Source organism: Maribacter litopenaei, from assembly GCF_025244665.1.
Lineage (GTDB): Bacteria > Bacteroidota > Bacteroidia > Flavobacteriales > Flavobacteriaceae > Maribacter > Maribacter litopenaei.
The window spans coordinates 3,338,596-3,363,958 of the sequence record NZ_CP104205.1 but is presented as its reverse complement, the minus strand read 5'-3'; the positions used below and the strand labels follow the sequence as shown (position 1 = coordinate 3,363,958).

Annotated in this window: 24 protein-coding genes and 11 pseudogenes; 23 read left to right on the top strand and 12 right to left on the bottom strand. The window is 38.7% G+C overall.

Going from position 1 to position 25,363, the window contains the following annotated elements:
- Nucleotides 1–5: 5 nt before the first annotated feature.
- Together NYZ99_RS18165 and ahcY are read right to left on the bottom strand one after the other, a co-directional pair.
- Nucleotides 6–446 (bottom strand): hypothetical protein, encoded by a 441-nt coding sequence (locus NYZ99_RS18165; protein WP_260572583.1) that lies wholly within the window; start codon nucleotides 444–446, stop codon nucleotides 6–8.
- A 147-nt stretch (nucleotides 447–593) separates the two neighbouring features.
- Nucleotides 594–1,911: pseudogene (gene ahcY, locus NYZ99_RS18160) on the bottom strand (adenosylhomocysteinase).
- Between the two features lie 77 nt (nucleotides 1,912–1,988).
- Between ahcY and NYZ99_RS18155 the strand changes: the two are divergent.
- From NYZ99_RS18155 to NYZ99_RS18125, 7 genes and pseudogenes are all read left to right on the top strand, one after another.
- Nucleotides 1,989–2,630, top strand: a pseudogene (locus NYZ99_RS18155) (4'-phosphopantetheinyl transferase family protein).
- 42 nt (nucleotides 2,631–2,672) lie between these two features.
- On the top strand, nucleotides 2,673–2,933 hold the full coding sequence (locus NYZ99_RS18150) for a hypothetical protein (protein WP_260572582.1): 261 nt from the start codon (nucleotides 2,673–2,675) through the stop codon (nucleotides 2,931–2,933).
- Nucleotides 2,917–3,548 (top strand): annotated as a pseudogene (gene pnuC / locus NYZ99_RS18145) (nicotinamide riboside transporter PnuC). Before NYZ99_RS18150 ends, pnuC begins: the two are co-directional and overlap by 17 nt.
- A pseudogene (locus NYZ99_RS18140) lies at nucleotides 3,509–4,073 on the top strand (AAA family ATPase). Before pnuC ends, NYZ99_RS18140 begins: the two co-directional pseudogenes overlap by 40 nt.
- Nucleotides 4,070–5,608, top strand: coding sequence for a DUF4301 family protein (locus NYZ99_RS18135; protein WP_260572581.1), 1,539 nt, complete (start codon nucleotides 4,070–4,072; stop codon nucleotides 5,606–5,608). Before NYZ99_RS18140 ends, NYZ99_RS18135 begins: the two are co-directional and overlap by 4 nt.
- Before the next feature lie 162 nt (nucleotides 5,609–5,770).
- Nucleotides 5,771–6,079, top strand: a complete 309-nt coding sequence (locus NYZ99_RS18130) for a hypothetical protein (protein ID WP_260572580.1) — start codon at nucleotides 5,771–5,773, stop codon at nucleotides 6,077–6,079.
- 660 nt (nucleotides 6,080–6,739) lie between these two features.
- Nucleotides 6,740–8,916, top strand: a pseudogene (locus tag NYZ99_RS18125) (TonB-dependent receptor).
- Between the two features lie 55 nt (nucleotides 8,917–8,971).
- On the opposite strand, the gene NYZ99_RS18120 reads toward NYZ99_RS18125, so the two are convergent.
- The gene (locus NYZ99_RS18120; protein WP_260572579.1) at nucleotides 8,972–9,409 is read right to left on the bottom strand and encodes a Rieske (2Fe-2S) protein; all 438 of its coding nucleotides are present in this window, start codon (nucleotides 9,407–9,409) and stop codon (nucleotides 8,972–8,974) included.
- A gap of 133 nt (nucleotides 9,410–9,542) precedes the next feature.
- Here NYZ99_RS18120 and greA point away from each other — a divergent pair, with 133 nt between their 5' ends.
- Together greA and NYZ99_RS18110 are read left to right on the top strand one after the other, a co-directional pair.
- Nucleotides 9,543–10,019 carry a transcription elongation factor GreA gene (greA, locus tag NYZ99_RS18115; RefSeq protein ID WP_260572578.1) on the top strand — a complete coding sequence of 159 codons (477 nt, stop codon included), beginning with the start codon at nucleotides 9,543–9,545 and terminating at the stop codon, nucleotides 10,017–10,019.
- 72 nt (nucleotides 10,020–10,091) lie between these two features.
- Nucleotides 10,092–10,482: pseudogene (locus NYZ99_RS18110) on the top strand (HIT family protein).
- On the opposite strand, the gene NYZ99_RS18105 reads toward NYZ99_RS18110, so the two are convergent.
- Both NYZ99_RS18105 and NYZ99_RS18100 read right to left on the bottom strand, forming a co-directional pair.
- Nucleotides 10,472–10,723: a hypothetical protein gene (locus NYZ99_RS18105; RefSeq protein ID WP_338039111.1), complete on the bottom strand. Its 252-nt coding sequence runs from the start codon at nucleotides 10,721–10,723 to the stop codon at nucleotides 10,472–10,474. The pseudogene NYZ99_RS18110 and the gene NYZ99_RS18105 overlap by 11 nt on opposite strands.
- Nucleotides 10,724–10,831: 108 nt before the next feature.
- Nucleotides 10,832–11,979 (bottom strand): annotated as a pseudogene (locus NYZ99_RS18100) (sensor histidine kinase).
- A 125-nt stretch (nucleotides 11,980–12,104) separates the two neighbouring features.
- Between NYZ99_RS18100 and NYZ99_RS18095 the strand changes: the two are divergent.
- Together NYZ99_RS18095 and aat are read left to right on the top strand one after the other, a co-directional pair.
- Nucleotides 12,105–12,479: a DUF3127 domain-containing protein gene (locus NYZ99_RS18095; RefSeq protein ID WP_260572577.1), complete on the top strand. Its 375-nt coding sequence runs from the start codon at nucleotides 12,105–12,107 to the stop codon at nucleotides 12,477–12,479.
- Between the two features lie 147 nt (nucleotides 12,480–12,626).
- A complete protein-coding gene (gene aat / locus NYZ99_RS18090; protein WP_260575277.1) occupies nucleotides 12,627–13,262 on the top strand; it encodes a leucyl/phenylalanyl-tRNA--protein transferase in 636 nt (211 codons plus the stop codon).
- Here the strand turns inward: aat and NYZ99_RS18085 are convergent.
- From NYZ99_RS18085 to NYZ99_RS18070, 4 genes and pseudogenes are all read right to left on the bottom strand, one after another.
- Nucleotides 13,251–13,942: pseudogene (locus NYZ99_RS18085) on the bottom strand (DUF2490 domain-containing protein). The gene aat and the pseudogene NYZ99_RS18085 overlap by 12 nt on opposite strands.
- Nucleotides 13,929–14,510, bottom strand: a complete 582-nt coding sequence (locus NYZ99_RS18080; RefSeq protein ID WP_260572575.1) for a hypothetical protein — start codon at nucleotides 14,508–14,510, stop codon at nucleotides 13,929–13,931. Before NYZ99_RS18080 ends, NYZ99_RS18085 begins: the two are co-directional and overlap by 14 nt.
- Nucleotides 14,497–15,074, bottom strand: a pseudogene (locus NYZ99_RS18075) (DNA-3-methyladenine glycosylase I). The gene NYZ99_RS18080 and the pseudogene NYZ99_RS18075 overlap by 14 nt, the downstream one beginning before the upstream one ends.
- A 135-nt stretch (nucleotides 15,075–15,209) precedes the next feature.
- The gene (locus NYZ99_RS18070) at nucleotides 15,210–15,587 is read right to left on the bottom strand and encodes a hypothetical protein (RefSeq protein ID WP_260572574.1); all 378 of its coding nucleotides are present in this window, start codon (nucleotides 15,585–15,587) and stop codon (nucleotides 15,210–15,212) included.
- 340 nt (nucleotides 15,588–15,927) lie between these two features.
- Between NYZ99_RS18070 and NYZ99_RS18065 the strand changes: the two genes are divergently transcribed.
- The 12 genes and pseudogenes from NYZ99_RS18065 to NYZ99_RS22315 all read left to right on the top strand — a co-directional run bounded on the left by NYZ99_RS18065 (nucleotide 15,928) and on the right by NYZ99_RS22315 (nucleotide 23,057).
- Nucleotides 15,928–16,518 (top strand): TetR/AcrR family transcriptional regulator, encoded by a 591-nt coding sequence (locus tag NYZ99_RS18065; protein ID WP_338039110.1) that lies wholly within the window; start codon nucleotides 15,928–15,930, stop codon nucleotides 16,516–16,518.
- On the top strand, nucleotides 16,511–18,184 hold the full coding sequence (locus tag NYZ99_RS18060) for a peptidase domain-containing ABC transporter (protein ID WP_260572573.1): 1,674 nt from the start codon (nucleotides 16,511–16,513) through the stop codon (nucleotides 18,182–18,184). The genes NYZ99_RS18065 and NYZ99_RS18060 overlap by 8 nt, the downstream gene beginning before the upstream one ends.
- Before the next feature lie 4 nt (nucleotides 18,185–18,188).
- Nucleotides 18,189–19,541 carry an HlyD family secretion protein gene (locus NYZ99_RS18055; RefSeq protein WP_260572572.1) on the top strand — a complete coding sequence of 451 codons (1,353 nt, stop codon included), beginning with the start codon at nucleotides 18,189–18,191 and terminating at the stop codon, nucleotides 19,539–19,541.
- 2 nt (nucleotides 19,542–19,543) lie between these two features.
- Nucleotides 19,544–19,777, top strand: a complete 234-nt coding sequence (locus NYZ99_RS22345) for a hypothetical protein (RefSeq protein WP_338039109.1) — start codon at nucleotides 19,544–19,546, stop codon at nucleotides 19,775–19,777.
- A complete protein-coding gene (locus tag NYZ99_RS22340) occupies nucleotides 19,758–20,372 on the top strand; it encodes a TolC family protein (RefSeq protein WP_338039108.1) in 615 nt (204 codons plus the stop codon). The genes NYZ99_RS22345 and NYZ99_RS22340 overlap by 20 nt, the downstream gene beginning before the upstream one ends.
- Complete coding sequence (locus NYZ99_RS22335; RefSeq protein WP_338039107.1) at nucleotides 20,350–20,541, top strand: hypothetical protein; 192 nt, start codon at nucleotides 20,350–20,352, stop codon at nucleotides 20,539–20,541. The genes NYZ99_RS22340 and NYZ99_RS22335 overlap by 23 nt, the downstream gene beginning before the upstream one ends.
- A complete protein-coding gene (locus NYZ99_RS22330) occupies nucleotides 20,508–20,933 on the top strand; it encodes a TolC family protein (RefSeq protein WP_420845234.1) in 426 nt (141 codons plus the stop codon). The genes NYZ99_RS22335 and NYZ99_RS22330 overlap by 34 nt, the downstream gene beginning before the upstream one ends.
- 28 nt (nucleotides 20,934–20,961) lie before the next feature.
- Nucleotides 20,962–21,560: pseudogene (locus NYZ99_RS18045) on the top strand (YitT family protein); the annotation flags it as partial.
- A gap of 54 nt (nucleotides 21,561–21,614) precedes the next feature.
- Complete coding sequence (locus NYZ99_RS22325) at nucleotides 21,615–21,842, top strand: YitT family protein (protein WP_338039464.1); 228 nt, start codon at nucleotides 21,615–21,617, stop codon at nucleotides 21,840–21,842.
- A 105-nt stretch (nucleotides 21,843–21,947) separates the two neighbouring features.
- A complete protein-coding gene (locus tag NYZ99_RS18040) occupies nucleotides 21,948–22,316 on the top strand; it encodes a hypothetical protein (RefSeq protein WP_260572571.1) in 369 nt (122 codons plus the stop codon).
- 201 nt (nucleotides 22,317–22,517) lie between these two features.
- On the top strand, nucleotides 22,518–22,808 hold the full coding sequence (locus NYZ99_RS22320) for a thioredoxin family protein (RefSeq protein ID WP_338039105.1): 291 nt from the start codon (nucleotides 22,518–22,520) through the stop codon (nucleotides 22,806–22,808).
- Between the two features lie 117 nt (nucleotides 22,809–22,925).
- Nucleotides 22,926–23,057 (top strand): hypothetical protein, encoded by a 132-nt coding sequence (locus NYZ99_RS22315; protein ID WP_338039104.1) that lies wholly within the window; start codon nucleotides 22,926–22,928, stop codon nucleotides 23,055–23,057.
- Here the strand turns inward: NYZ99_RS22315 and NYZ99_RS18030 are convergent.
- The 3 genes and pseudogenes from NYZ99_RS18030 to NYZ99_RS18020 all read right to left on the bottom strand — a co-directional run bounded on the left by NYZ99_RS18030 (nucleotide 23,040) and on the right by NYZ99_RS18020 (nucleotide 25,362).
- A complete protein-coding gene (locus NYZ99_RS18030; RefSeq protein ID WP_260572570.1) occupies nucleotides 23,040–23,765 on the bottom strand; it encodes an energy transducer TonB family protein in 726 nt (241 codons plus the stop codon). The two genes, NYZ99_RS22315 and NYZ99_RS18030, sit on opposite strands and share 18 nt — an antisense overlap.
- Nucleotides 23,766–23,845: 80 nt before the next feature.
- Nucleotides 23,846–24,543, bottom strand: a pseudogene (truB, locus tag NYZ99_RS18025) (tRNA pseudouridine(55) synthase TruB).
- A 21-nt stretch (nucleotides 24,544–24,564) separates the two neighbouring features.
- Nucleotides 24,565–25,362 carry an undecaprenyl-diphosphate phosphatase gene (locus NYZ99_RS18020; protein ID WP_260572569.1) on the bottom strand — a complete coding sequence of 266 codons (798 nt, stop codon included), beginning with the start codon at nucleotides 25,360–25,362 and terminating at the stop codon, nucleotides 24,565–24,567.
- Between the last annotated feature and the right edge of the window lies 1 nt (nucleotide 25,363).

Sequence of the window (25,363 nt, the reverse complement as noted above, 5' to 3'; positions counted from 1 at the left end):
TGTCATCACCAATACCAGGGGCCTTTAGAGTATCGCCTATTTTTTTTACAGTCACATCCGTGCCTTCTCGGAAAGACAACGTCAAGATGTGCATCGATTCCGACATATCCACTTTCCCCACTCGTACCTTTCCTTAGGCCAATGACATTTCCCACTTTATCTGTCCATAGACTATCAACACCTGCATTTTCTAATAGTTTAGCGAAGGCGATTCCCCTGTCATTCTCTTTGAAGGGTGCAGCTAGAATTTCCGTCAGGGCAATATAGTCCTCAGTAGTTTGTTGCCTTTGTTCTTCTATGTACCCAAAGGCGTATTTCACCTTTTTATTCTTTGCCAATCGCTCAATTTCCTTGGTATATTTTTTGTCTATAGAAATATCATCCTGTCCATTCGATATAGTGACAAATATGAACGACATCAATGTCATTAAATAAATTTTCTTCATAGGGTATTATACTATTTAAAATGCTATCGCAGCTTTGACTTTAATTATGATCGTGAAATTAAAGGATAATCGCATTAAAGTAAAACCATAGGAGTCAAAAAAAGCCCTTACTTTTTGGTAAGGGCTATAAATAGGATGCAAATAAGATTAATATCTGTAATAGTCCGGTTTAAAAGGATCGTCTACGGTAACCCCAATATATTCTGCCTGCTCCTCATTAAGCTCTGTCAATTCGGCTCCAAGTCTTGCCAAATGAAGTTTCGCAACTTTTTCGTCCAAATGCTTAGGTAGCATATACACTTGGTTTTCATAATTATCATTGTGATTCCAAAGTTCAATTTGAGCCAAAGTCTCGGTTGGTAAAAGAGTTGCTCATTACAAAGCTTGGATGGCCAGTGGCACAACCAAGGTTAACCAATCTTCCTTCTGCTAGTACAATGACATCTTTGCCATTGATAGTATACTTATCTACTTGAGGTTTAATTTCATCCTTGGTATCGCCATAGTTTTTGTTCAACCATGCCATGTCAATTTCATTATCAAAATGACCAATGTTACAAACGATGGCCTTATCCTTAAGAGCTTCAAAATGCTCTCCTCTGATGATATCCTTATTTCCAGTGGTTGTTATTACGATGTCGGCAGTACCTATGGCTGTCTCCAATTTTTTTACTTCGAAACCGTCCATGCAGGCTTGCAATGCACAAATTGGATCTATTTCCGTAACGGTTACTATGGAACCAGCTCCTTTAAAGGAGGCAGCAGTACCTTTACCGACGTCTCCATACCCAGCTACGACAACCCTTTTTCCGGCAAGCATGGTGTCGGTAGCTCTTCTGATGGCGTCTACCGCACTTTCCCTACAGCCATATTTGTTGTCAAATTTGGATTTGGTAACGGAATCGTTTACGTTGATGGCAGGCATAGGTAATGTTCCTTTCTTCACTCGTTCATACAAACGATGTACACCTGTTGTAGTCTCTTCGGACAACCCTTTTATGCCAGCTGCCAATTCAGGATATTTATCCAAAACCATATTGGTCAAGTCGCCACCATCATCCAAAATCATGTTTAAAGGTTTTCTGTCCTCACCAAAAAACAATGTTTGTTCAATACACCAATAAAATTCCTTTTCGTTCATTCCCTTCCATGCGTAAACAGGGATGCCTGCTTCAGCAATTGCGGCCGCGGCTTGATCTTGGGTAGAGAAAATGTTACATGAACTCCAAGTAACCTCTGCTCCCAAAGACACTAGAGTCTCAATCAGTACAGCCGTTTGAATGGTCATGTGCAAGCAGCCTGCAATACGTGCCCCTTTCAATGGTTGTTCATTCTTATACTCTTCACGCAGCGACATTAGACCAGGCATTTCCGCTTCTGCCAATTCAATTTCTTTCCTTCCCCATGCCGCAAGATTTATATCTTTTACCTTGTAAGGTACAAATGGAATAGTGGTGGTGCTCATATCTTAATTTCTTTTTATTTTCGTTTAAAATAGCTTGCCTTTAATGTGTTGCAAAGGTACTAAATACCTGTTAATTAATGCCACTTTACGATACTATAACCGTTAACAAGGATACTTTCATCGCTATTTGGAAAGTTGAAGAGACTGAGACTTTTTTGAGTAAGGGAATCGAGTTGACTGAGCATTGTCAAACCCGGTACAATGGAATGAAATCCGAATTACACCGTAGGGCATTTTTGAGTATTCGGCATTTGATGGCATTGTATAATTACCAGGACTAAGATTTATACTATGATGAAGCGGGTAAACCCCATCTCAAGGACGGTAATTTAATTTCCATTACCCACTCACATCATTTTACAGCTATTATCATTAGTAGGATCGAAGAAGTAGGTATTGATATCGAAAAGAACAGGGAAAAAATTCTTAGAATTGCCCATAAGTTTACTCCTTTTGAAGAGTATAGAACATTGGCAAATACGGAGGCAATTATACGGAAACTCACCATAGTTTGGGGTGCCAAGGAATCGCTCTATAAAATTTACGGAAAACAGGGTATTAGTTTTTTGCATCATATTAACGTTGTAGATTTTTCATTCGACCAAAATGGGACTACCGCAGAAATTGTTTATCAAGGAGATGTTTCGAATTATCAAGTAAAATTTTTGGAATTTGAAGGCTTTACTTGCGTTTATGCCATTAAGGTAGAAAACAGGTAGTTTTCCACGAATAATCAAATATATTTACCAAAATAAAATTCCATGGACATATCCGTAGAACTTACCTTCTCTCCTTTACAGGACGATTTTGAGAAACACATCATCAACTTTATAAAAAAACTGAGAAGTTCTGACTTGGTCATTTTAGAGAACCCTTTAAGTACACAAGTATTTGGCCCATATGATGTTGTTATGGACGTACTTAAGACCGAAATAAAAATTGCCTTTGAACTCATGGATAAGGGCTTGATGTATATGAAACTGGTAAAGTCCGATAGAAGCGAATATGAGCCCCATTTTTGATTTTTTCCTTGGATCTTATAAGGATAAGGAGACTTTTATTATTGTAATAGAAGCCATTGTATTTATTACTGGTATACTTAGTGTTTGGTATGCAAAAAAGGAGAATATTTGGGTATATCCAACCGGATTGGTTGCCACCGTCCTTACGGTTTATCTACTGTACAGGGATCGTTTAATGGGCGATATGATGATGAATTTCTATTTTTCGGTCATGAGCATTTATGGTTGGTGGAACTGGGCAAGGACCAAGAATAATAAAAGGGTAGTTCAAATTTCCAGGATCGATTTAAAGGAAAAAATAATCGGTTTTGGACTTTTTCTCCTAACAATGATCGTTACCTACTTCGTTTATTGGATTTTTGATGTAGAAGTTGGAACATCTAATTACATCGATATTTTCACTTCGGAGTTTTCTTTACAGGAATGTGGTATATGGCGCTTAAAAAATTGGAGAACTGGACACTTTGGATATTGGCGGATATTATTACTGTTCCTTTGTATGCATACAGGGGTTGGGGAATGCTTTCCTTGCAATACCTTATATTTACCATCTTGGCTATCCAAGGCTATTTTGAATGGAAGAAAAGTATAGACAACAACCTTCGAGCATCTTAAAAGTGGTTCTTTTTGGACCTGAATCTACAGGAAAGACCACCCTATCGGAACAATTGGCCGAGACATTACGATACGGTTTGGGTTCCCGAATATGCGCGGGAGTATCTACAGAACAAATGGAATAATGAAAGAAAGACCTGTGAACCGGAAGACCTGCTTCCCATAGCTGAGGGCCAAATGCGATTGGAAAATGAACTGACCAAAAAAGCCACGGATATACTTATTTGCGATACGGATTTATTGGAAACAAAGGTATATTCAGAGGCTTATTATGTAGGGGATTGTGACCCTATTTTGGAGAAGTACGCTTTAGAGAATTCTTATGATCTTTATTTGCTAACGTATATTGATATTCCATGGGAGGCCGACGACCTTAGGGACAAACCTAATGAAAGGGACCAAATGTTTGAATATTTCAAGGCAACATTGGAAAAGTATCATCGCAATTTTATTATCTTAAAAGGAAATAAAAAGGAACGCCTAACGCGCGCAGTTGAACACATCGATAATTTACGAGCAAAATGATAACACTTTCGGAACAGGATATGAAACAAATGGCAAGTAAAGGGATTGCCAAGGAAAAAGTAGAGAATCAAATCAATACGTTTAAAGAGGGAATTCCCTTTGTGAACTTACAAAGTGCCGCTGTTGTAGGTAACGGTATTCTTCGTTTTAAAGAGGAGGAGGAAAGGGAATTGATTGAGTTATATGAATCAAAAGTTAAGGACTTGGATATACTCAAGTTTGTGCCTGCCTCCGGGGCGGCATCTAGGATGTTCAAGGCTCTTTTTTCTTTTTTGGATAGCTATGATTATAATTCGGAATCTTTGGAATCGTACTTGAAGCGTACCAATGACAAGGACATTAAAAAACTGTCGGAAGGATTGGAGAATATGCCATTTTATAAAAAAGTTATGGATAGGCTTCCAAGTAACTTTAAATCCAATGGCGAAAAGGTCTATTTGTTTGTAAAGGAACTATTAGGCGACGATGCTTTAAACTATGGCTTTTATCCGAAGGGATTATTACCCTTTCATAAATATGGATACACAACTGCAACCCCTTTTGAGGAACATTTAAAGGAAGGTGCACTGTATGCAAGTTCTTCAGGAGGATCAAAGCTGCACTTTACCATATCCGAACAGCATGAGGAAATGTTTCAGTCTGAATTAAATCAAGTAGGTGATCGCGTTTCTAAGGAGACGGGAATCGATTATACGGTGGACTACTCATTTCAAAAACCGTCAACGGATACCATCGCCGTAGATATGGAAAACAAACCATTTAGGAACCCGGATGGTACAGTACTTTTCAGGCCGGGCGGTCATGGTGCCTTAATTGAAAATTTGAACGAACAGGACGCCGATATTATATTTATTAAAAACATTGATAACGTGGCTGTTATGGCGGACGCAAAAGCAGTGGCGGATAGTAAGAAAACACTCGCTGGAGTCCTATTGAAAGTACAGGAAAAGGCGTTTGAGTTTGCCAATATGTTGGATGGAGATAGTATTACTGAGGATAATCCGGGAAACATCCGGAAATTTTTGACAGAAGAATTGAACGTAAAATTCAAAGAGAATTTTGATGGTTTATCAAAGGCCGAAAAGGTTAAACTACTAAAGAATAGAATCAACAGGCCCATACGGATTTGTGGTATGGTGAAAAATGAGGGGGAACCGGGAGGAGGTCCGTTTTGGATAAAAAGTGCCAATGGAGATGTTTCACTTCAGATTATCGAATCGGCCCAAATAGATATGGATGACCCAGATCAAGTTGATATACTGCAAAACTCAACCCATTTTAATCCCGTGGACTTGGTCTGTGGAATTCGGGACTACAAAGGGGAAAAGTATAACTTGATGGACTTTGTAGACCCCAAACAGGGTTTTATTACCGATAAAACCATGAATGGAAAGGAATTAAAGGCATTGGAGCTTCCTGGTCTATGGAATGGGGCCATGGCTCATTGGAACACAATTTTTGTAGAAGTACCTTTGGTGACTTTTAACCCGGTAAAGACCGTATTGGATTTGCTAAAGGATTCGCATCAGGCGTAAGACACTTTTTTATGCCAAAGATTTAATTCTTTACTAATGTATAGTCTATTTGCAATCTCTTCGAGGCCTAAAAAAAAATTAAAGTTTTTGATTAAAACATCCAATTGGTTATAAGTTCCGTAATTAAAATAAAGTACGAATCATTAACATTAAAAAATTGAAATGAAAAAGTATCTCTTATTTGCCTTAGTGGTATTTGGAATGGTTTTGAATGTTCATGCTAAGGCCAATCAAATGAATCAGGTTTCAAGCAAGGAAATAATAAATGATGATTATGAAAGAATCCCTTCGAGTGAGTTGACACCTGCAGTTGTGGAAGAGATTTTAAAAGAATACCCCACCTCCAAGTTGGGTGCGGCATACAGAAACTCCAAAGGAATATTTAAGTTGGTCATGGTCTTGAAGAGCGGAACGCGAAGAACGGTCTATATTGATCCTTATGGGAACTGGATTACCAATAAGAAGAGATAAGATGGTTAATTTCGGATAGTAAAGGGCTGCATTTGCAGCCTTTTTTATGCTTTCTTATTCGCTTGGGCATAATTTCCTTTCAATTTTCAAAACCAAAATCAATTAAAAAGTATTCATTAGGGGTTGATTTTCAAAAAATGTAAGTTTTGAATCAATTTTTATCGCTTATGAGGTGACTTCCAAATTGCATCCGGGTCTTAGTATATGTAAAGAAACGTAAGAGCCCTGAAAGTAAAACACTAACCGTTGACTGTAAGGGGATCATCAGGATTCAGGATCAATCAATAGAAACACGGCTTTACGATTTTGTACTATTTGTGTTTTGAGAGTTTTCAGAAGGGTTTTGGTTTGTATCCAATGAATATGTCCTGTATTAGTTTTGGTGGTTGTAAAGGGAGCTGGTCGGTCAGCTCCCTTTTTTCTGGTTACTTTTTTACAAAATAATATCGATTAATAGATGGAAGTGGTGTAATTTTGTCCCATCTCAAAGGGGTGCCGAATCCGAGAACGGAGGAAGCTGAGATTATACCCAATGAACCTGGGCAGGTAATGCTGCCAAGGGATGGCAATCGCCACATTTGGATTATCAAAGTCCTTAGTTGGACAACAATCAAGTTTAATTTAGAATAATAGCCCCTTTTATTCGTAACACTTTTACGAATGAAATACTCTATGTTCGCAACAATGGCCCTTTTTGGGCTAACCATGGGCTCGTTTGCCCAACAACAACCAACGGATTCCCTAGAAGGGAAAAAGGTAGTCTTAGACGAAGTTTTTGTATCGGCAGTCCGGGTTACCAAAGAATCGCCCGTCACCTTTTCCAATTTGACCAAGGAACAAATAAAACCAAGAAACCTTGGGCAGGACATTCCCGTACTTATGAATTTTCTGCCATCGGTGGTAACTACCTCAGATGCCGGTGCGGGAGTAGGATATACAGGTATACGTGTGCGCGGTAGTGATGCGACCCGTGTAAATGTTACTATCAACGGGATTCCATACAACGATGCAGAATCACAAGGGACTTTTTGGGTAAATATGCCCGATTTCGCCTCCTCTACTGAAAGTCTACAGTTACAAAGGGGAGTGGGCACCTCAACCAATGGTGCTGGTGCTTTTGGCGCAAGTCTTAATTTATTGACCGATGGGTTTTCGCGGGATGCCTATGCACAGATCTCTTCCTCATATGGGAGCTTCAACACCTTTCGCCGCAATATTAAATTTAGTACCGGTCTTTTGAATGATATGGTAGAGATTTCCGGTAGACTTTCTAGAATAAATTCCGATGGTTATATAGATAGAGCTTCATCAGATTTAGATTCTTATTTTTTACAAGGAGCTTATAAGGATGATAATACCTTGATAAAGGCTTTGCTGTTTGGAGGACATGAAATTACCTATCAAGCTTGGTACGGTATCGATGCGGAGACGCTTCGGACAAATCGCACCTATAACCCTTCGGGAATTTATGAGGATGAAAATGGCAATACCCAATTCTATGAAAACGAGGTGGACAATTATAAGCAAGACCACGCCCAACTTTTGTGGAATGAGCAGCTTTCCGATTATTGGAGCACAAATATCGCCTTGCACTATACAAGGGGTAGGGGATTTTTTGAACAGTACAGGGAAGATGACGATTTTTCAACCTATGGTTTTGAAACTCTGAACGTAGACGGAGAAGAAGTGAACACAACGGACTTGATTCGCAGACGTTGGTTAGACAATGATTTTTATGGTACGGTCTTTTCTGCGACCTACAATAAGGAAAACCTTAACCTGATTTTTGGAGGGGGATGGAACAATTATGAGGGCGACCATTTTGGAGAAGTCATTTGGGCAAGATTTGCGAGTAATAGCGATTATAGTGAACGATATTATGATGATACCTCCAAAAAATCGGATTTTAATATTTATTCAAAGGTAAATTATAAGCTGAACGACCGTTGGTCGCTTTATGGAGACCTTCAGTACAGAACGGTTGGGTATCAAGCCAACGGGGATGATACTGGCTTGGTAGATGATACCTTTAACTTCTTTAATCCCAAGGCGGGTATCACCTATGATTTAAACAGAAACAATAATTTTTATTTCTCCTATGCAAACGCCAGTAGGGAACCTAATAGAAACGATTATGAAAATGGAAGCCCTAGACCGAGAAAAATTGGACGATTGGGAGCTGGGATGGCGTTATATAACACCGGATGTTCAGGTGAACACCAATATATATTATATGAAATATCAGGATCAATTGGTGTTGACAGGGGAACTGAACGACGTTGGGGCTCCTCTAAGGGCCAATATAGGGGATAGTTACCGTTTTGGTCTTGAAGTGGATGCGCAAGTACATTTAGGGGATAAATTTATATGGAGGCCCAATATTACCCTAAGTACAAACAAGAATCAGGATTTTGTGTTTCAAAGGGATGGCGGGTTACAGAATTTGGGGAATACCAACATAGCCTATTCCCCGGATATTGTTGCGGGAAATTTAATATCCTACAACCCCGTAGAGGCATTCCAAATTTCCTTGTTGTCCAAATATGTGGGCAAGCAATACATGGGAAATATTGATTCTGAAGGCTCTGTACTGGATGCATATTCCCAAACCGATTTGAATGTTCAATATGAACTAGGCCTGAACGGGTTTGTGAAGAGTATTATATTTTCCTGGTTTGGTCAACAACTTGTTCGATGCCGATATCGTGTCCAACGGATATTTTTTTACGTATGATGATGATTTTTCAAATCCAGGCGTGATTACCACTATAGAGGGTGCAGGCTTTTATCCTCAGGCGGGGATAAATTTTTTATTGGGAGCTACCGTAAATTTTTAATTCGGGTATAAACTAAAGCCCCAAGTAATAAATTTTGTTGTTTGGGGCTTAAACTTTAATTAGATACGGTAACACTACCACCTCCAAAACTGGTTCTATATTCCAGCATATCGTAGTATCGATTACCATCGTCCGGCCTGTTCAACATTTGGCCTGTAAAAAGGCTGTATTCATAATCCTCACAAGAGCATGTAGCTACTTGTCCATTCAAGGTCATGGTAGAACAATCGTTGGGAACATGGTTTGGGCAACTGGCTTCAAATGCCTTAAACTGATTAAACCCTGCATTGATGATAAACACCCCACGTGTTCCTACACCATCTTGGGTGACTAATACAGCACTTCCGGTATTTGTCAAAGGGCTATAAAGAGGAAGATTGAGATTGGCATCGAACCTAAAATTGATTTCTTGCAAATACGGATTTCGGTTGGTACTATTGTTTTCGCATGCCAAAAAAAGTAGTAAAATTATAAGACCTGATATTCGTTTCATCTGCTAAGAATGTTTGGGGTATGGATACACAAAGTTGCGCAAAATTATATATATTTGTACGAAATCCTCTCTAAAAAAGTCACGGGTATATGGCTGTTATAGAGGATTTTGCTATTTATAAAACGAGGAAACAATGGGTAACGTATCATATTACACCGCGGAAGGATTAAAGAAGCTAAAGGAGGAATTGAATTATTTGAGGGATGTGGAGCGGCCAAAGGCTTCCCAAGCTATTGCAGATGCAAGGGATAAAGGCGACTTGTCCGAAAATGCCGAATATGATGCCGCCAAGGAGGCCCAGGGATTATTGGAAATGAAAATTTCTAAAATGGAGGCCACATTGGCCAATGCTCGTCTAATAGACGAATCCCAATTGGATACCTCGAAGGTTCTTGTACTGTCCACTGTGAAGTTAAAGAATCAGACCAATGGTATGGAGATGAAATATAAATTGGTAGCGGAAAGTGAAGCCGATTTAAAATCGGGTAAAATTTCTGTAAACTCTCCTATTGGGAAAGGATTATTGGGGAAGAGCGTCGGGGAAGTTGCAGAAATCTCCGTTCCAAATGGTACCATGAAATTCGATATTTTGGAAATCACAAGGGAATAGAAGTTTCTAATTACTTAATTTTAATCCCATCATGTTCGCATGATGGGATTTTTGTTTTTAAAACTTTAAATGATGGCGACAATTTTCACTAAAATAATTAAAGGCGAAATACCTTGTTACAAAGTCGCCGAGGATGAAAACTTCTTGGCATTTTTGGATATTAACCCTAATGCAAAGGGACATACACTTTGCATACCCAAGGTTGAGGTAAATAAGATTTTGGATCTTGATGAAACCACTTATATGGGATTAATGGCATTTTCCGAGAAAAGTGGGAAAGGCTATTGAAGCTGTAATTGATTGCAAACGTGTAGGGTTAACGGTCATTGGCCTTGAAGTACCTCATGTGCATGTACATTTGATTCCTTTGAACTCAATGCAGGATGCCACCTTTCAAAAGAAGGAGAAGTTATCAGAAGAGGAGTTTCAAGGGATAGCCAAAACCATCGCTTCTAAACTTTAATGGTACCGCCCGGATAAAAATAAACTCCCGCACCTACTATTGCCAACATCAACAAGAGAACTATAAAAAATAGAAAGGTCGGTTTAGTAGATTTTCTCTCCGGAACCACTGTTTTTTGATAATAATCGAACATGCGCTCAATGTCATCGGTCCATTTAACGGGATAAATCATAGAACTACATTTTCTACAGACTATTTGATTGGTAATCTCGTTCGTTGTTTTATGGAAAAAGAGATTCATAGGTATGTTTTTGGTAAAAGGTAAGTTTTAAATCTTGGTTAAAACACTCCGGACAATTGTTCGTTAAGTCTGCCTCCTTTATTACTTTCAACTTTTCCTTTGCCATGACTATTGGTGTACTTTGAGCGTTATTTGCATAATGGTTCCTTCCTTTCCCGAGGAAAGCACCTTTATCTTACCGTTATGGTATTCCTCCACAATTCTTTTAACGAGGGATAGGCCTAAGCCCCATCCTCGTTTTTTTGTGGTTACGCCAGGGTTAAAAATAGTATTAAAATTACTCTTAGGGATTCCTTGACCGGTATCGGCCACAAGAATATTCACGAATTTTCCATTGGGTTCTATCTCGATAGCTATACTTCCCTTGCCTTTCATTGCATCGATGCCATTCTTCACCAAATTTTCAATGGTCCAGTTGTAAAGTGATTTGTTCAACAAAACTGGGGTGTTTTCTACTTTGGAATTGAATGAAAAGTGAATCAATTTAGAACTCCTCCTTTTAAGATAGTCGTAAGCATTCTTGGTCTCTTTAACAATATCACACTCATCAAGGGCGGGAAGAGAGCCTATTTTAGAAAACCTTTCGGTTATGGTCTGTAAACGGGCTATGTCTTTTTCTATTTCCTTGGTGATATCAGAATTGATATTTTCTGTTTTCAATATTTCGTTCCAACCCAATAGCGAGGAAAGGGGAGTGCCAATTTGATGCGCTGTTTCTTTCGCCATCCCAGCCCATAATTTGTTCTGTTCAGAAGCCTTGTTCGTTTTGAATAAAAAATAAATAACCGCGCCGAATAACAAAATTATCAATAAAAGGGCGATGGGGTAAAACTTCAATTTGTTCAAAACCTCTGAATTTCCGTAGTAAAGCGTTGCAAGATGTTCTCCTTGCTGATCAATGGAAATGGGAACGTTCTCGTCTTGGAACTGCCTTAGTTTTTTGGATATATATAAGGAATCAGCAGCAAGTTCGGACGGTATATTATTTGTTCTAATAGAACTATCCTTATTTATAAGGATCATGGGTGTAGAGGTATTGTTCGGAAAACCTTTAAGTGAAGACTGCCTAAATCAACATCTTCGGCCGATTGCAAAAATTCTGATTGGGCGGTGGCCCAAATCTCCATTTTTAGACGCTCTTCCTCTTTAAAGGTCTTAAAAAAACTATTGGTATTCCAAAGAATCAAGCTCACAACAATAAAGGAGCCGATGACTAAGAATATGTTGGTAGTCTTGTTTTTAGGACTAAAATTCATCCAGTAAATTTTATTCTACTAAAGATAACCCAAAATGTAAATATTTGTTGTGCATTGCTGGTCTTACAGTTTTATTCCCCGTACATTTTATGTATTTTTGATTTCAGTAGTAAAAGAGCATTAAGATGGAATTAGAAGGAAAAATTAAATTGATAGGAGATACTAAAACTTTTGGAAACAACGGTTTTAGAAAACGGGAGGTAGTAGTGACCACAGATGAGCAATACCCGCAACATATTATGGTCGAGTTTGTTCAGGACAAATGTGATTTGTTGAACAATTATAACGTGGGTCAAGATGTTAAGATCAGTATAAATTTGAGGGGAAGGGAATGGACGAACCCTCAAGGAGAGACCAAATATTTCAATTCCATACAAGGTTGGAGAATAGAAAGCTTAGCCCCTTCACAACCTGATGGAATGCCACCTATACCACCAATGGAAGCTTTTGAGCCCGTTGACAACCTCAATGAGGAAGATCATGACGATTTGCCATTCTAAATCATCTTTTAGAGTAGAAGAAACCATATAAGCGTACTAATATTTTAAAACTTGTTTTGCCTGAAAAGGTTAAACAAGTTTTTGCTTTTTTGGGCTTATGTGTAATTTGAACTAAAAGGATTGTAATTGCAACGAGGTAAAAATTCAATTTATTTTTTGGATAAGGAACTATATTTCCCTCCAGTAGAACAAGCCAATTCTGAGGGACTTTTGGCCGTAGGGGGAGATTTGTCCCCTGAAAGATTACTCTTGGCCTATAAAAGTGGAATTTTTCCATGGTTCAATGAAGATTCCTTGATTTTATGGTGGAGCCCAGATCCTAGAATGGTATTATATCCAACCGAAATAAGGATTTCAAAAAGCATGCGAAAGATTATCAAGAAAGGCAATTTTAGTATTTCTGTTAACTCATGTTTTGAACGTGTCGTGGAACAATGTTCCTCTATTGAAAGAGAGGGGCAACAGGGTACATGGATTACCAAAGAGATGAAGTCGGCTTATATTAAATTATATGAAAAAGGGATAGCTAAATCCTACGAGGTTTGGGAAGGTGATAGTTTGGTAGGAGGGCTATATGGGGTGGATTTGGGGCATGTGTTCTGTGGTGAGAGTATGTTCAGTAAAAAATCAAATGCATCAAAATTTGGATTTATACAACTTGCCAAAGATTTAGAAGAAAGGGGTTACCGTTTTATTGATTGCCAATTATACACTGATCATTTGGCCAGCTTAGGTGCAAGGGAAATCCCCAGGGAATCCTTTATGGAACAATTAAAGACTTAGAACAAGCTCGGTTAAAAAGTATAGTTCATTTTCTATGGTTCGGGTATAATTTTCTGCTCTATATTCACCTCCAATTTGAAATTTGGTCTTTGGGCTTAGGACCCAACCAATTTTGGAAGTTATTCTTTGGTCATATGCTGGGTTCATTGATTTCCCAACGCTCAGTAAAGATTCGGTCGAAATTACCAAATACGGCTCACCAACATCTAACTGTTCACCTATAAGCGGAAAATCACTGGCAAATCGGTATCTAAACCTATGAACAGTTCCGAATTCGTAATTCTTTGTTGTGCACGAAAGCGATTGCCCAATCGCACATTACCTATTTTGGAGTTAATGTTATATTGTTCGGTAAACCTAAGTTCATTATCGGTGTTTTGGTCGAAAGACTCCTTAATCCTATATTTTATTCCGAATCCAATAGTTTGATTATCCCTTATTTTTAGGCCTGAAAAGTGATTGAAATCTATTTGCCTAACATTGAACTGGAGATTTGAATCCCTGTATAGATAGGAGCGATTCTCGAACGAAAAATTATGGGAATAATTTGAGGTTACATTGTAATTTAAGGCAATTTGTGGATTCCAATAACCAACTAGGTTATCTTGTCCTTGGCTCTGTTTTGGGATCAAATAAAGTACACAGCAAATGAATAGAATAGTATACTTAGTAAAGAACATGGTCATAGTTGGGTGGTAAGGACTTCCTTATTTTTTTTAAGGAACCGTCTGATCCAAAAAGCAACTCATAATCAAGATATCCTTCTTCCTTCTTGCCAGCAATGACCAATTCATAATTTATGTTTGGTATGATCAAATTTTGAAAAGCGTTCTTTATGGTTTTTTCCAATGGCTCTTCTGTGGATGTTGGATACTGTTGCTGAATTCTTTTAATTCTATATTTGGTAAAAGATTCTTTTAGGTAATCTCTTATTTGCTGCATTGTTTCGGATGGTATATCTACTTCTTCGATTAAAATTTCAACATCCTCCAAGATACCTTGCTCATTGAACTCTACACTATACCATAACCTATTTTTTTTGAACTTGGCCTCATAACTTACCTTAGCGCTATCCGTTTCCCTGTAGAATTTTATTCTTCGGGCTTCTTGCAATTTATCCTGGACAAGTTCCAACGCTGCCGATGGAAACTGCGCTTTCTTAATTCTATATTCTCGCTCATACTTATTTTGTGAGTTTGCATAATGAGTTAATAGGAGTAATAAAAGAATTAGTCTATACTTCTTCATATCTAAAACAACTTGTTTCGTGATCGTTTACCATGCCGGTAGCTTGCATCATGGCATACACAACGGTACTACCAACGAATTTGAAGCCTCTTTTTTTAGGTCCTTGCTCATGGTATCCGATAGTGGTGTAGTTCCGGGGGCATTTTTATAATTGGCAACTTTGTTTTTTAGAGGTTTGTTTTCAACGAATCTCCAGTAATAATTACTAAAGCTTCCAAATTCCTCTTGGATTTTCATAAAGGCATTAGCATTGGATACAGCAGCATGAACCTTTAATTTATTCCTAATGATACCCTCGTTCATCAAGAGTTCATTTACTTTTTCTTGATCGTACAAGGCTATTTTTTTATAATTGAAATTGTCAAATGCCTTTCTAAAATTTTCACGTTTTCTCAAGATGGTAATCCAGCTAAGTCCTGCTTGAAAGGTTTCCAAAATGAGAAATTCAAATAAGGTGTCATCATCCATAACTGGAACACCCCATTCTGTATCATGATAGGCTTCGTACAAAGGGTCGCCCAAGCACCACCCACATCGTTTTAATGCATTTGAATTTGTTTCCATAGGTCTTATGACAGTTACAGTCAAACTGGAACAAAAGTAAAAATTCCCATCGCAAATTATTTGCGATGGGAATTTTGTTTTATTTTTTATTCCATAAATCAGGAATGAAAAATAATCCATTCCCTTGGCGAGTGACTAATTTGTGGCAACGGTCGTTTTACTTCTCAGGTCAAGATATTGCAATTCCCCTTCTTCAAGGGCCTTGTTTATATCGGCCTCCACATATTTGTAAGCGTTAAAGAATTTTTTTCCGTTTACTGAAGTAAGGGTTACCATATCGTCCCCTAATAACTTTACCACTTTCACCTTGGTGTCATCGAGTCCCTTATAATTGGCAACTCCCACACGTTTTATTATAAAATTGGTCTTTGGGAAATGAATATGGTCAAATGGAAGATTGGTACTTTTTTGTATAGTGAAAATATCCCCCACTTTGATTTCGGACGATTCTGTTTGACTGAATACACCAAAAGACACCAAAAATAATGTTAAAAAAGAGAGTAAATGTTTCATAGTTCTATCAATTTAAGGTTAATAATTAGAATGTTAAAACAGGTTGAATCGACTTGAAAATGTTTAAGTGATAATTATACATATATAATATTGTTATATTCTCAAAATTAACCTGCCAAACTTTTGATTCAAAAATATAAAACGATTTTTGCATAAAAGTATTACTTCTGTTAAAAAAAGTTAAACTTTTAAAAAATGATAGTAATACTATTATATTAGCGTGTGTTAATTATTAAAATTATGGCATGGAAGAGCTTTTTCAAGGCGTAAAAATTCGTGTGAACGACAAATTATATGTTAAAGACCCGAGTCTTCAGAGCTAGGCAAGTCCATTGTAAAGATGAGTATCGTAATGATGGGGGAACTGGGTTTTGAGAAGTTTAATTTTAGAAAATTGGGTGAAAAAATCGGATCCAACGAAAGTTCCATTTATCGCTATTTTGAGAACAAGCATAAGCTTCTACTGTATTTGACTTCTTGGTATTGGGGATGGATGGAATATCAATTGGTCTTTGCAACCCATAATATCCTGGAGCCTACAGAAAAATTGACCAAGGCAATCTATATGATTACCAGGGAAATTACGGAGGATTCCAATTTTTCCCATATCAACGAGGTCCTATTAAATCAAATTGTGATTAATGAATACTCCAAGTCCTATTTGACCAAGGAAGTGGATGAAGAAGATAAAGAAGGGTATTTTGCCAGCTACAAACGATTGGCAAGGAGGTTAAGTGAGATGATAAAGCAGTTCAACCCCAACTATAAGTATCCATCCAGTTTGGCAAGTACGATTTTGGGAGGTGCCTTGCACCAACATTTTCTTAAGGATCATTTTTCTTCCATGACCGAATGTGGAGGGGAAGTAACACCTACCGAATATTTGACGAACCTAGTCTTCAACGTTTTAAACCAAAACTTTAATGGGTAAAGAAGTATTGACTCCTTGGCAACGACTTTTAGGTATGTTGCAATTGGACAAGAGAGATGTTTTTCAAGTTTTCTACTACGCTATTTTTGCAGGTCTTGTCGGTTTATCGCTGCCATTGGGTATCCAGGCCATTATTAATTTGATACAAGGCGCACAAACAAGTACGTCATGGTTTGTTTTGGTAATATTGGTAACCCTAGGAGTAGTATTTGCGGGAATCCTACAATTAATGCAGATAAGGATTATTGAAAACCTTCAACAAAAGATATTTACGAGGGCCTCGTTCGAGTTTGCCTATCGGTTTCCCAAAATAAAAATGAGCGAACTCCATAATTATTATCCGCCGGAGCTGGCCAATCGTTTTTTTGATACCCTTACCATTCAAAAATCATTGTCCAAGATACTCATAGATTTCCCTGCGGCCTTACTGCAAATAATCTTTGGATTATTATTGCTTTCCTTCTACCATCCGTTCTTTATTATATACGGAATGCTTTTGTTGGGGCTTATTTACGTGGTGTTTAAATTCACCGCTAAAAAGGGGCTTGATACCAGTTTGGAGGAATCAAAAAACAAATACAAGGTAGCCCATTGGTTACAGGAGGTTGCTAGATCTATCGTCAGCTTCAAGCTCTCAGGTAAGACATCACATGCCATTGACAAAAATGACAGCCTGGTTTCCAAGTACTTGGATGCTAGGGAAGGCCACTTTAGGATTTTGATTATACAATTCATCCAAATGATTGGCTTTAAGGTTTTGGTAACCGCTGGATTATTGTTGATCGGGGGATTGTTGGTTTTGAATCAGGAAATGAATATTGGTCAGTTTGTTGCCGCCGAAATTATAATCCTCTTGGTAATCAATTCCGTAGAGAAGTTGATTACGGGTCTTGAAACTTTTTACGACTTACTTACCTCATTGGAGAAGATGGGCCAAGTAGTGGATAAGGAGCTGGAGCTGCAAGATGGTGAAAGACCCTTTGCAGAAGGAGAAAGTTTCACGATAGAATTGGAGGATGTTCGCTATCGTCTACCTGACACAGGAAAGGTTGTTCTTGACGGCATCAGTTTGAAAATTAATCCTCAAAGCATTATACATTTAATAGGCGGTCGTAATTCAGGGAGAACAAGTTTTCTTAGGGTTGTTGCCGGTATTTTAGAGCCGGATTCAGGAGGGGTTTATGTTAACAATGCCTCTTTGAAAGGTATGAACCTAAATTTTTATAGGGCACATATAGGGCAGTCCTTATTAGAGGAATCTCCTTTTGAGGGAACCATTTTGGACAATATCACTTTTGGAGACAAGTCCATCCCACAGGAACAGATCTATTGGGCATTGGACAAGGTTGGGCTAACGAGTTTTGTCAAGGAACAACCGCGCGGGCTGCAGACTATCATTTATCCCGAAGGTAAACAGATACCCTATACTATTTCGAAAAGAATCGTACTGGCCCGAAGCATTGTCAACAAACCCAAGCTGCTTGTGCTTAAAGATCCATTAGATCAGATAGGGAGGGAGGAAGCTGAAAATATCATCAAGTTTTTAACGGATCCAAGTAACGGATGGGCCTTGCTGGTTGTTAGCGAGAATGATTTATGGTCCAAATACTGTAATGGTGTGGTTACATTGGAAAAAGGTAAGGTCGTAAACGAAAAATACAAGTAAGGTCATGTTGAATATTTCGCACAACAAACTAAATAAAAGTGTCTCCATAGAACACTTTATTTCTGTAAAAAAGGTTTTTCATCAAAGGCATTACAAGCATTTTAATAGGTTCCTTTTAGCCTTTGCCATTGTTGGGGTTATTATACTTTTTTTGCCTTGGACGCAGAATATTACGGCAACAGGTTCGGTAACGACCTTGACCCCTGATCAACGTCCACAAACAATTCAATCACCAATTCCCGGAAAAATTGAGAAATGGTACGTAAGAGAAGGAGATTATGTTGAAAAGGGAGATACCATTCTGCACATATCCGAGGTTAAAAATGAATATTTTGACCCAAAACTGGTAGAAAGAACGGGTAATCAGCTTAAGGCAAAAGAGGCTTCGGTAAGTTCCTATCAAGGTAAGGTCAAAGCTCTAAACATACAGATAGATGCCTTGGTCAACGAACGTAAACTGAAATTACAGCAAGCCCAAAATAAGCTCTTGCAGGCGAGGCTTAAGGTACAGAGTGACAGTATAGACTTAGAGGCCGCGAAAACAAATATTTTAATAGCCCGGAGACAATTCAATCGAACCGAGCAGTTGGAAGATGAAGGCCTAAAGGCGGTAACCGATGTAGAGGAAAAACGAATGAAGCTACAAGAGGCCCAGGCGAAACTTATATCACAAGAAAATAAATTGTTGGCGGCCAAGAATGAGGTCATAAATTCTGAGGTGGAAATCAATAGGGTACAAGCGGAGTATACCGATAAGATTTCAAAGGCACAGAGTGACATGTTTACGGCCCAGTCCAACCAATTCGATTCTGAGGCCCAAGTGAATAAGTTGGAAAGTGAGTATACCAATTATGAAATAAGGAACGACCTATACTATATACGGGCACCTCAAAATGGTTTTATTAATAAGGCCATTCAAGGAGGAATAGGTGAGACCTTTAAAGAGGGAGATCGTTTGGTGGGCATCATGCCGTCAGACTATGACGTGGCTGTGGAAACTTTTGTAGAACCCATTGATTTGCCCCTTATTCATTTAGGGGAAAAAATCAGGATTCAATTTGATGGTTGGCCTGTTATTGTATTCAGCGGTTGGCCTAATGTTTCCTACGGAACCTATGGTGGAAAAGTAGTGGCCATAGAAACCTTTATTAGCTCTAATGGTAAGTATCGTGTTTTGGTCGCTCCGGACGAAGAAGATCATCCTTGGCCGGAAGCTATCAGGGTAGGTTCGGGAGTCAGAACAATTGCCTTATTGGAGGATGTCCCTATTTGGTTCGAACTATGGAGGCAATTAAATGGATTCCCTCCAAATTATTATCAACCAGAAGGAGCACAAGCGGAACCGGTCAAAAAATAGGTATGAACAAGTATTTTATCCTAGTCCTACTATTTTGTAGTTGTTTTTTGGTGAGCGGTCAGCAGAATGATACGTTGGTGCTGCGGTTCAATGAATATTTGGGTTATGTAAAAAAGTTCCACCCCATTGCCAAACAGGCCGAATTGGCCCTAAGTACAGGTCAGGCGAATTTATTGAAGGCAAGAGGAGGCTTCGACCCTAAATTGGATGTAGATTATGCCGAGAAAGGATTTTAAAGGCACGGAGTATTACGACCGATTAAACGCCACGTTCAAGATACCTACTTGGTACGGGATAGAACTAAAAGGAAACTTTGAACAAAATGAAGGAGTTTATATCAATTCGGATGAAACTGTCCCCGATGACGGACTTTATAGTGCCGGGGTATCCCTTTCCTTAGGTCGTGGTTCTTGGATTAACGAACGCATGGCGACCTTAAAACGAGCCAAGCTATTTAGGGAACAAAGCAAAGCGGATCGGGACCTTCTTGTAAACCAAATTTTGTTCGATGCTTCTTTGGCCTATTTTAAATGGTTGCAGGCCTATAAGGATAGTAGAGTGTATGCTAATTTTTTGGAGAATGCCCAAGTCCGTTTTATCGGTATAAAAAAGAGTGCCTTGGCCGGAGATATTGCGGCCATAGACACCGTTGAGGCTAAAATCGCGATCCGGAACCGTGCTCCGGAATTGGAACAGGCTAGGGTCACCTTGGTCAACCAGTCCATGGAGCTATCCAATTTCTTGTGGCTCGGAGACAATATCCCTGTAAACTTGCAACCTAATGTTATTCCGGACGAGGACCTAGACATTGAAATCGACCGAGACCTTTGAAATATTAGGCAAACCTTTGGACAGTTTCTCATTGGAAAACCATCCAAAACTTAAAAGTCTAGGTTTTAAGGTAGATGGACTTAAAATTGATAAACGTTTAAAAACAAACAAGCTTCTTCCAACAATTGATGTGGAATACAATCTGTTGACCGAAACACCGAGTACTTAAATTCCTTCGAGACGGAATATTACAAGGGAGGGGTTACTTTTCAATTGCCACTTTTTTTACGAAAGGAACGGGGCGATTTAAAATTGGCAAAAATCAAATTAATGGATGCCCAATTGGAATTGGACAATGCTGAGGTGGCCATTCAAAATAAGGTGACGGCCATTTATAATGAGTTGGACTCTTTTGAAAATCAGAACCGATTGATTGGGGATATAGTGGACAGTTATGAGCGTATGCTGACCGCAGAGGAGCGGAAGTTTAGTTTTGGGGAAAGTTCACTTTTCCTTATTAACTCAAGAGAAAGTAAATTGATCGATGCCGTGCTGAAACAAAATGCGATCAGAACAAGTACTTTACGGCAAAGGCAAAGCTTTTTAATAGCTTGGCCGTAAATCCGGAAAATCTCTAATCTCCTTATTTATGTCCCAGTCTAGCGCTCATGTTCCACCCAATGTAAAATTAATCGTCAAGGACGCTTTTTTTCTTATAGGCGGAATCGTTTCTGCGGCATTTGGCCTAGAAAGCTTCCTATTACCAAACCAATTTATAGATGGCGGTGCCACGGGTATTTCACTCCTTTTGGCAGAAGTTTATGACATACCCTTGTATATCTTGATCATTCTGGTAAACATACCTTTTATCTTTTTGGGTTATAGGGTGATAGGAAGGCAGTTTACCATAAAGACTACTTTGGCCATTGTGGGTCTCGCCTTAGTATTGATGACCTTGGATTTTCCGAAGTGACCCAGGATAAACTTTTGGTGGCTGTTTTTGGAGGTTTCTTTCTAGGGGCAGGAATAGGACTCTCCGTTCGTGGCGGTGGTGTTCCGGACGGTACGGAAATCCTGGCCATCTATCTTAGTAGGAAGTTGGGAACTACCATTGGGGATATTATTATACTGATAAATATCTTGGTCTTTTTAACCGCGGCCTATTTGCTTTCGGTAGAGTCTGCCCTGTATTCTATGCTGACATATTTGGCGGCATCCAAGACTTTGGATTTTGTAATCGAAGGAATTGAGGAGTACACCGGTGTAACTATAATATCCGATCAAAGCGAGGAACTCAGGGAAATGATTATTAATGTGCTGGGAAGAGGCGTAACCATATATCCGGCAAAGGGAGGTTATGGCAAAAATGGTGTACATAACGAATATGATGTCATTTTTACTGTAATCACAAGATTGGAAATCAGAAAATTGAATATAGAAATATCAAAAATAGACCCTAAGGCTTTTGTGGTCATGAGTAAGATCAATGACACCAGGGGAGGTATGATAAAGAAAAGAAGTATTAATTAATAGTATTACTATTAAAAAAGAAAGTTTAACCTTCAATTAACATAGTATTCCTTTTAATTACTCCATTCTCTCCTTATCTTTGCCCAATATTAATTAATAATTTATATGAAGAATAGTTTTTATTTTTTGTTGATTTCATGTGTAACTTTTTCAATGATGCATGCCAAGGAGATGGGTCAAAATGTTGAACTTATAAATAACCGGGTGTCCAAGGAATGCGAACAATTGGATTGTAGAGCCCTTAGCAGGCCTAAGATGTTGAAAAACGAGGGTTTGTCATTAATCGAGGTGGACTATGAGGTAGACCTAGGTTTTGACCCTTACTTGTTTCTATCCCCGGATTTTGACCCTTATTATGGGATGGAGTTGAACATTGATTCTTTAATACTTGTTGAGGAAGAGGATGAGGTTATCTTGGATTTCGATACTGCACCTTATCTGCCAAAGAATTTTAATCCATATTTGGGAATGTGAGTTTTGTTTGGTTTGGTTAGTTTGGGCCGGTCTTGACTCTTCTTAAAAGACCGGCCCATTTTTTGTCCGAAATTAAACTGTAAGGTTTGGTATATATTTTCAACCAATCAAATTCAAATTAAGATACTATGGAAGTATTCACAAAGACATCTCTCGGCCAACGCACTGGAAGTTGCCTTTACATATGAACAATATTCGCAGTTGGTAAGAACCTTAGTGAAGGAGGGAAAATCTACGGGAGAGGATGCTAAAGAGACTTATGTAAATTATACAAAGTTGAATGCTAAGAGAATGCAACGATGGGATAAGACCCTTAAATTACCGGAGACCGCTGTGAATACAATTAAATCTTTCCAACGAAAAATAAACTGGTTGGTGCTAACAGAAAGTTGGTGCGGTGACGCCTCACCTGCATTACCAATCATGAACAAGATTACAGAAATAAACCCCAATATTACATTAAGAATTATTTTAAGGGATGAACACCCGTAACTCATGCAGCAATTTTTAACGAACGGTGCATGATCCATTCCCAAGCTCATACAGATAGAATATGGTACTAAGAAGGTTCTAGGCACATGGGGTCCGCGTTCAAGGAAAGCTACCCAATTGGTAGACACCTTTAAAGAGCAATATGGCACTTTAACCCCGGAATTCAGGGAAAGTCTTCAAATTTGGTACAATAAGGACAAAGGAGAAAGTATCCTAAAGGATTTGTTGGGCCTACTTTCCTTGGAATAGATAGGTAATAGTTCCCTTTTGTGTAGGTTTATCGGAAGAGCTAAATTGCGCTTTATAGGCATAGGCAATAGCGTTGTCCACTAAGCAACCATTGGAAGTTCCTGAGCTTTTTTCGTTAAAACTGGCATCGGTCACTTGTCCTAGATTGTTCACTTCTATATTGATGACGACCTTTCCCCCTTCAATACAGGTATAAATAGGTGGAGGTAATCGATATCCATTTCTGTCAATTAAGGAAAAAGAAATAGAAGTACGTCTTTCCGCTAGATAATTTGTGTATTCCTGTTTTTGAGCCTCCTTTTCTCCTAGCAATTGCTTTTTCTCTTCCCTTTTTTTTGCCAACTCCTTGACCCTTTCTACAAAATCTCCGTCAGACATTAGGTTTTCAGCGATTTCTCCATTGTTTTCCATGGCTCTTTCTTCCATGATTTCCTCCAAGGTCTGTAAGGGTTCGGGGTTTCCAACGCTCGGTTTGGCCGTTTCGTTAAAGGCCATATGGCTCTTTATGGCTTCTGCTTTGGCGAGTTCTTCCAGAATTTTTTCCTCTTCCTCGGTAAGCTCTTCAGGCTCTTCTAGGATCATCTCTACTACATAGTCATCCTCATCTTCCTCTTGGCCTCCTAAGTGAATGTTATATAACGTCAAGACAACGATGCCCATAGAAAATAGGGTAATCAAAAACGATAATTGTTGTCTGTTGAGATTCATGTGTATATAACCGATTTTTTCTAAAAATATTACAGTTAATCGACGAACGGGAATTTAATAAAATTCTATCGATATAACGATTACTGCAAAATCCGTTCCGATAAGACCGAAGGGTCTTGGGCTATATCTACGTTAAAATCACCTATTTTGGTTCTTCTAAGCTTGGATAGATGACCTCCGGATCCTAACGCTTTTCCATAATCATGGGCTATAGAACGTATGTAGGTACCTTTACTGCATGAAATCCGAAAATCGACATGAGGCAATTCAATGTTGGTGATTTCAAAGGAATGGATGAACACTTTTCTTTTGTTGATGGCCACATCCTTACCCTCACGAGCATACTCATAAAGCCGTTTTCCATCTTTTTTGATTGCCGAAAAAACAGGCGGGGCCTGCTCAATCTCTCCAAGAAATTTAAGAGTAGTTTTATTTAGAAGGTCTATGTTGATATGGTCTACGGGAAACTTTTTATTAATCTCCGTTTCCAAATCATAGGAAGGCGTTGTGCTGCCCAATGTTATAGTTCCGGTATACTCTTTGGCCTGACCTTGGTATTCGGAATTTTTTTGGTGTATTTCCCTGTACAAATGATAAGTAGCCCTGTGGCCAGGGGATCAAGTGTTCCGGCATGCCCAATTTTAATTTTTTTTAGACCGAATTTCTTTCTAATGGCCCATTTTAACTTGTTCACCGCTTGGAAGGAGGACCAACCCAAAGGTTTATCGATAAGTAATAGCTGACCGTTCAAATAATCTTCTTTGGTCAAAAGTTCCATTACTGCTTAGGGTTTTAAAAATTAAGAATTGGTCAGTCCGTAGATTACGGCAATAAGACCTACAATTAGACAGTATATGGAGAAATACGAAAGTTTACTTTTGCGAACAAGTTGTATCATCCAAGTACATGCAGCCAATCCCGCAATAAAAGCAGCTAGAAAACCAGCGCCCATAGCTATGTTGTTTTCACCGTTAAAAGTGAGTTCTCCACTCATTAGGTCTTTGGCAATTTTACCAAAAATCAAGGGAATCACCATTAAAAAAGAAAATCGGGCAGATTTGGATTTATCAACCCCCAATAGCACGGATGTGGATATGGTTGCTCCACTCCTTGATATTCCAGGCAACATTGCAATGGCCTGGGAAACACCAATAATAAATGCACTTCCAAAGCCGACTTTTTTATCCGTATCCTTGGCTTTGTCCGCAAAATAGAGGAGTACGGCAGTAACCAATAACATAAAGCCAACGAACATCACGTTACCACCAAAAAAGGCTTCTAACTGTTTTTCAAAAAAAAGACCTACCAAAACGGCGGGAATCATGGAAACAATAATTTTTGCGGAGAATTGGCTTTCCTCGCTCCAATTAAATTGAAAGAGACCTCTAATAATATACCATATGTCTTTTCTAAAAACAACAATGGTACTTAGTGCGGTAGCAAAATGTAATATAACAGTAAATAGCAAGCTCTCCTCAGGAACGGAGTTATCCCCTAAAATGGCTTTGCCCAATTCTAAATGTCCGCTGGAAGAAACTGGAAGAAACTCGGTCAGTCCTTGAACGATTCCGAGTATAATTGCATCTAAGATATCCAAG

Bases quoted from the DNA above. Each gene is read 5' to 3' on its own strand.
- NYZ99_RS18150 (WP_260572582.1), top strand. From the start codon at position 2,673: ATGGACATATCCGTAGAACTTACCTTCTCTCCTTTACAGGACGATTTT.
- NYZ99_RS22345 (WP_338039109.1), top strand. From the start codon at position 19,544: ATGAACAAGTATTTTATCCTAGTCCTACTATTTTGTAGTTGTTTTTTG.
- NYZ99_RS18105 (WP_338039111.1), bottom strand. From the start codon at position 10,723: ATGAATCTCTTTTTCCATAAAACAACGAACGAGATTACCAATCAAATA.
- greA (WP_260572578.1), top strand. From the start codon at position 9,543: ATGGGTAACGTATCATATTACACCGCGGAAGGATTAAAGAAGCTAAAG.
- NYZ99_RS18120 (WP_260572579.1), bottom strand. From the start codon at position 9,409: ATGAAACGAATATCAGGTCTTATAATTTTACTACTTTTTTTGGCATGC.
- NYZ99_RS18055 (WP_260572572.1), top strand. From the start codon at position 18,189: ATGTTGAATATTTCGCACAACAAACTAAATAAAAGTGTCTCCATAGAA.
- NYZ99_RS18040 (WP_260572571.1), top strand. From the start codon at position 21,948: ATGAAGAATAGTTTTTATTTTTTGTTGATTTCATGTGTAACTTTTTCA.
- NYZ99_RS22325 (WP_338039464.1), top strand. From the start codon at position 21,615: ATGATTATTAATGTGCTGGGAAGAGGCGTAACCATATATCCGGCAAAG.
- NYZ99_RS18080 (WP_260572575.1), bottom strand. From the start codon at position 14,510: ATGAAGAAGTATAGACTAATTCTTTTATTACTCCTATTAACTCATTAT.
- NYZ99_RS22340 (WP_338039108.1), top strand. From the start codon at position 19,758: ATGCCGAGAAAGGATTTTAAAGGCACGGAGTATTACGACCGATTAAAC.
- NYZ99_RS18135 (WP_260572581.1), top strand. From the start codon at position 4,070: ATGATAACACTTTCGGAACAGGATATGAAACAAATGGCAAGTAAAGGG.
- NYZ99_RS18070 (WP_260572574.1), bottom strand. From the start codon at position 15,587: ATGAAACATTTACTCTCTTTTTTAACATTATTTTTGGTGTCTTTTGGT.
- NYZ99_RS18065 (WP_338039110.1), top strand. From the start codon at position 15,928: ATGAGTATCGTAATGATGGGGGAACTGGGTTTTGAGAAGTTTAATTTT.
- NYZ99_RS18130 (WP_260572580.1), top strand. From the start codon at position 5,771: ATGAAAAAGTATCTCTTATTTGCCTTAGTGGTATTTGGAATGGTTTTG.
- NYZ99_RS18060 (WP_260572573.1), top strand. From the start codon at position 16,511: ATGGGTAAAGAAGTATTGACTCCTTGGCAACGACTTTTAGGTATGTTG.
- NYZ99_RS18095 (WP_260572577.1), top strand. From the start codon at position 12,105: ATGGAATTAGAAGGAAAAATTAAATTGATAGGAGATACTAAAACTTTT.
- NYZ99_RS18030 (WP_260572570.1), bottom strand. From the start codon at position 23,765: ATGAATCTCAACAGACAACAATTATCGTTTTTGATTACCCTATTTTCT.
- NYZ99_RS18165 (WP_260572583.1), bottom strand. From the start codon at position 446: ATGAAGAAAATTTATTTAATGACATTGATGTCGTTCATATTTGTCACT.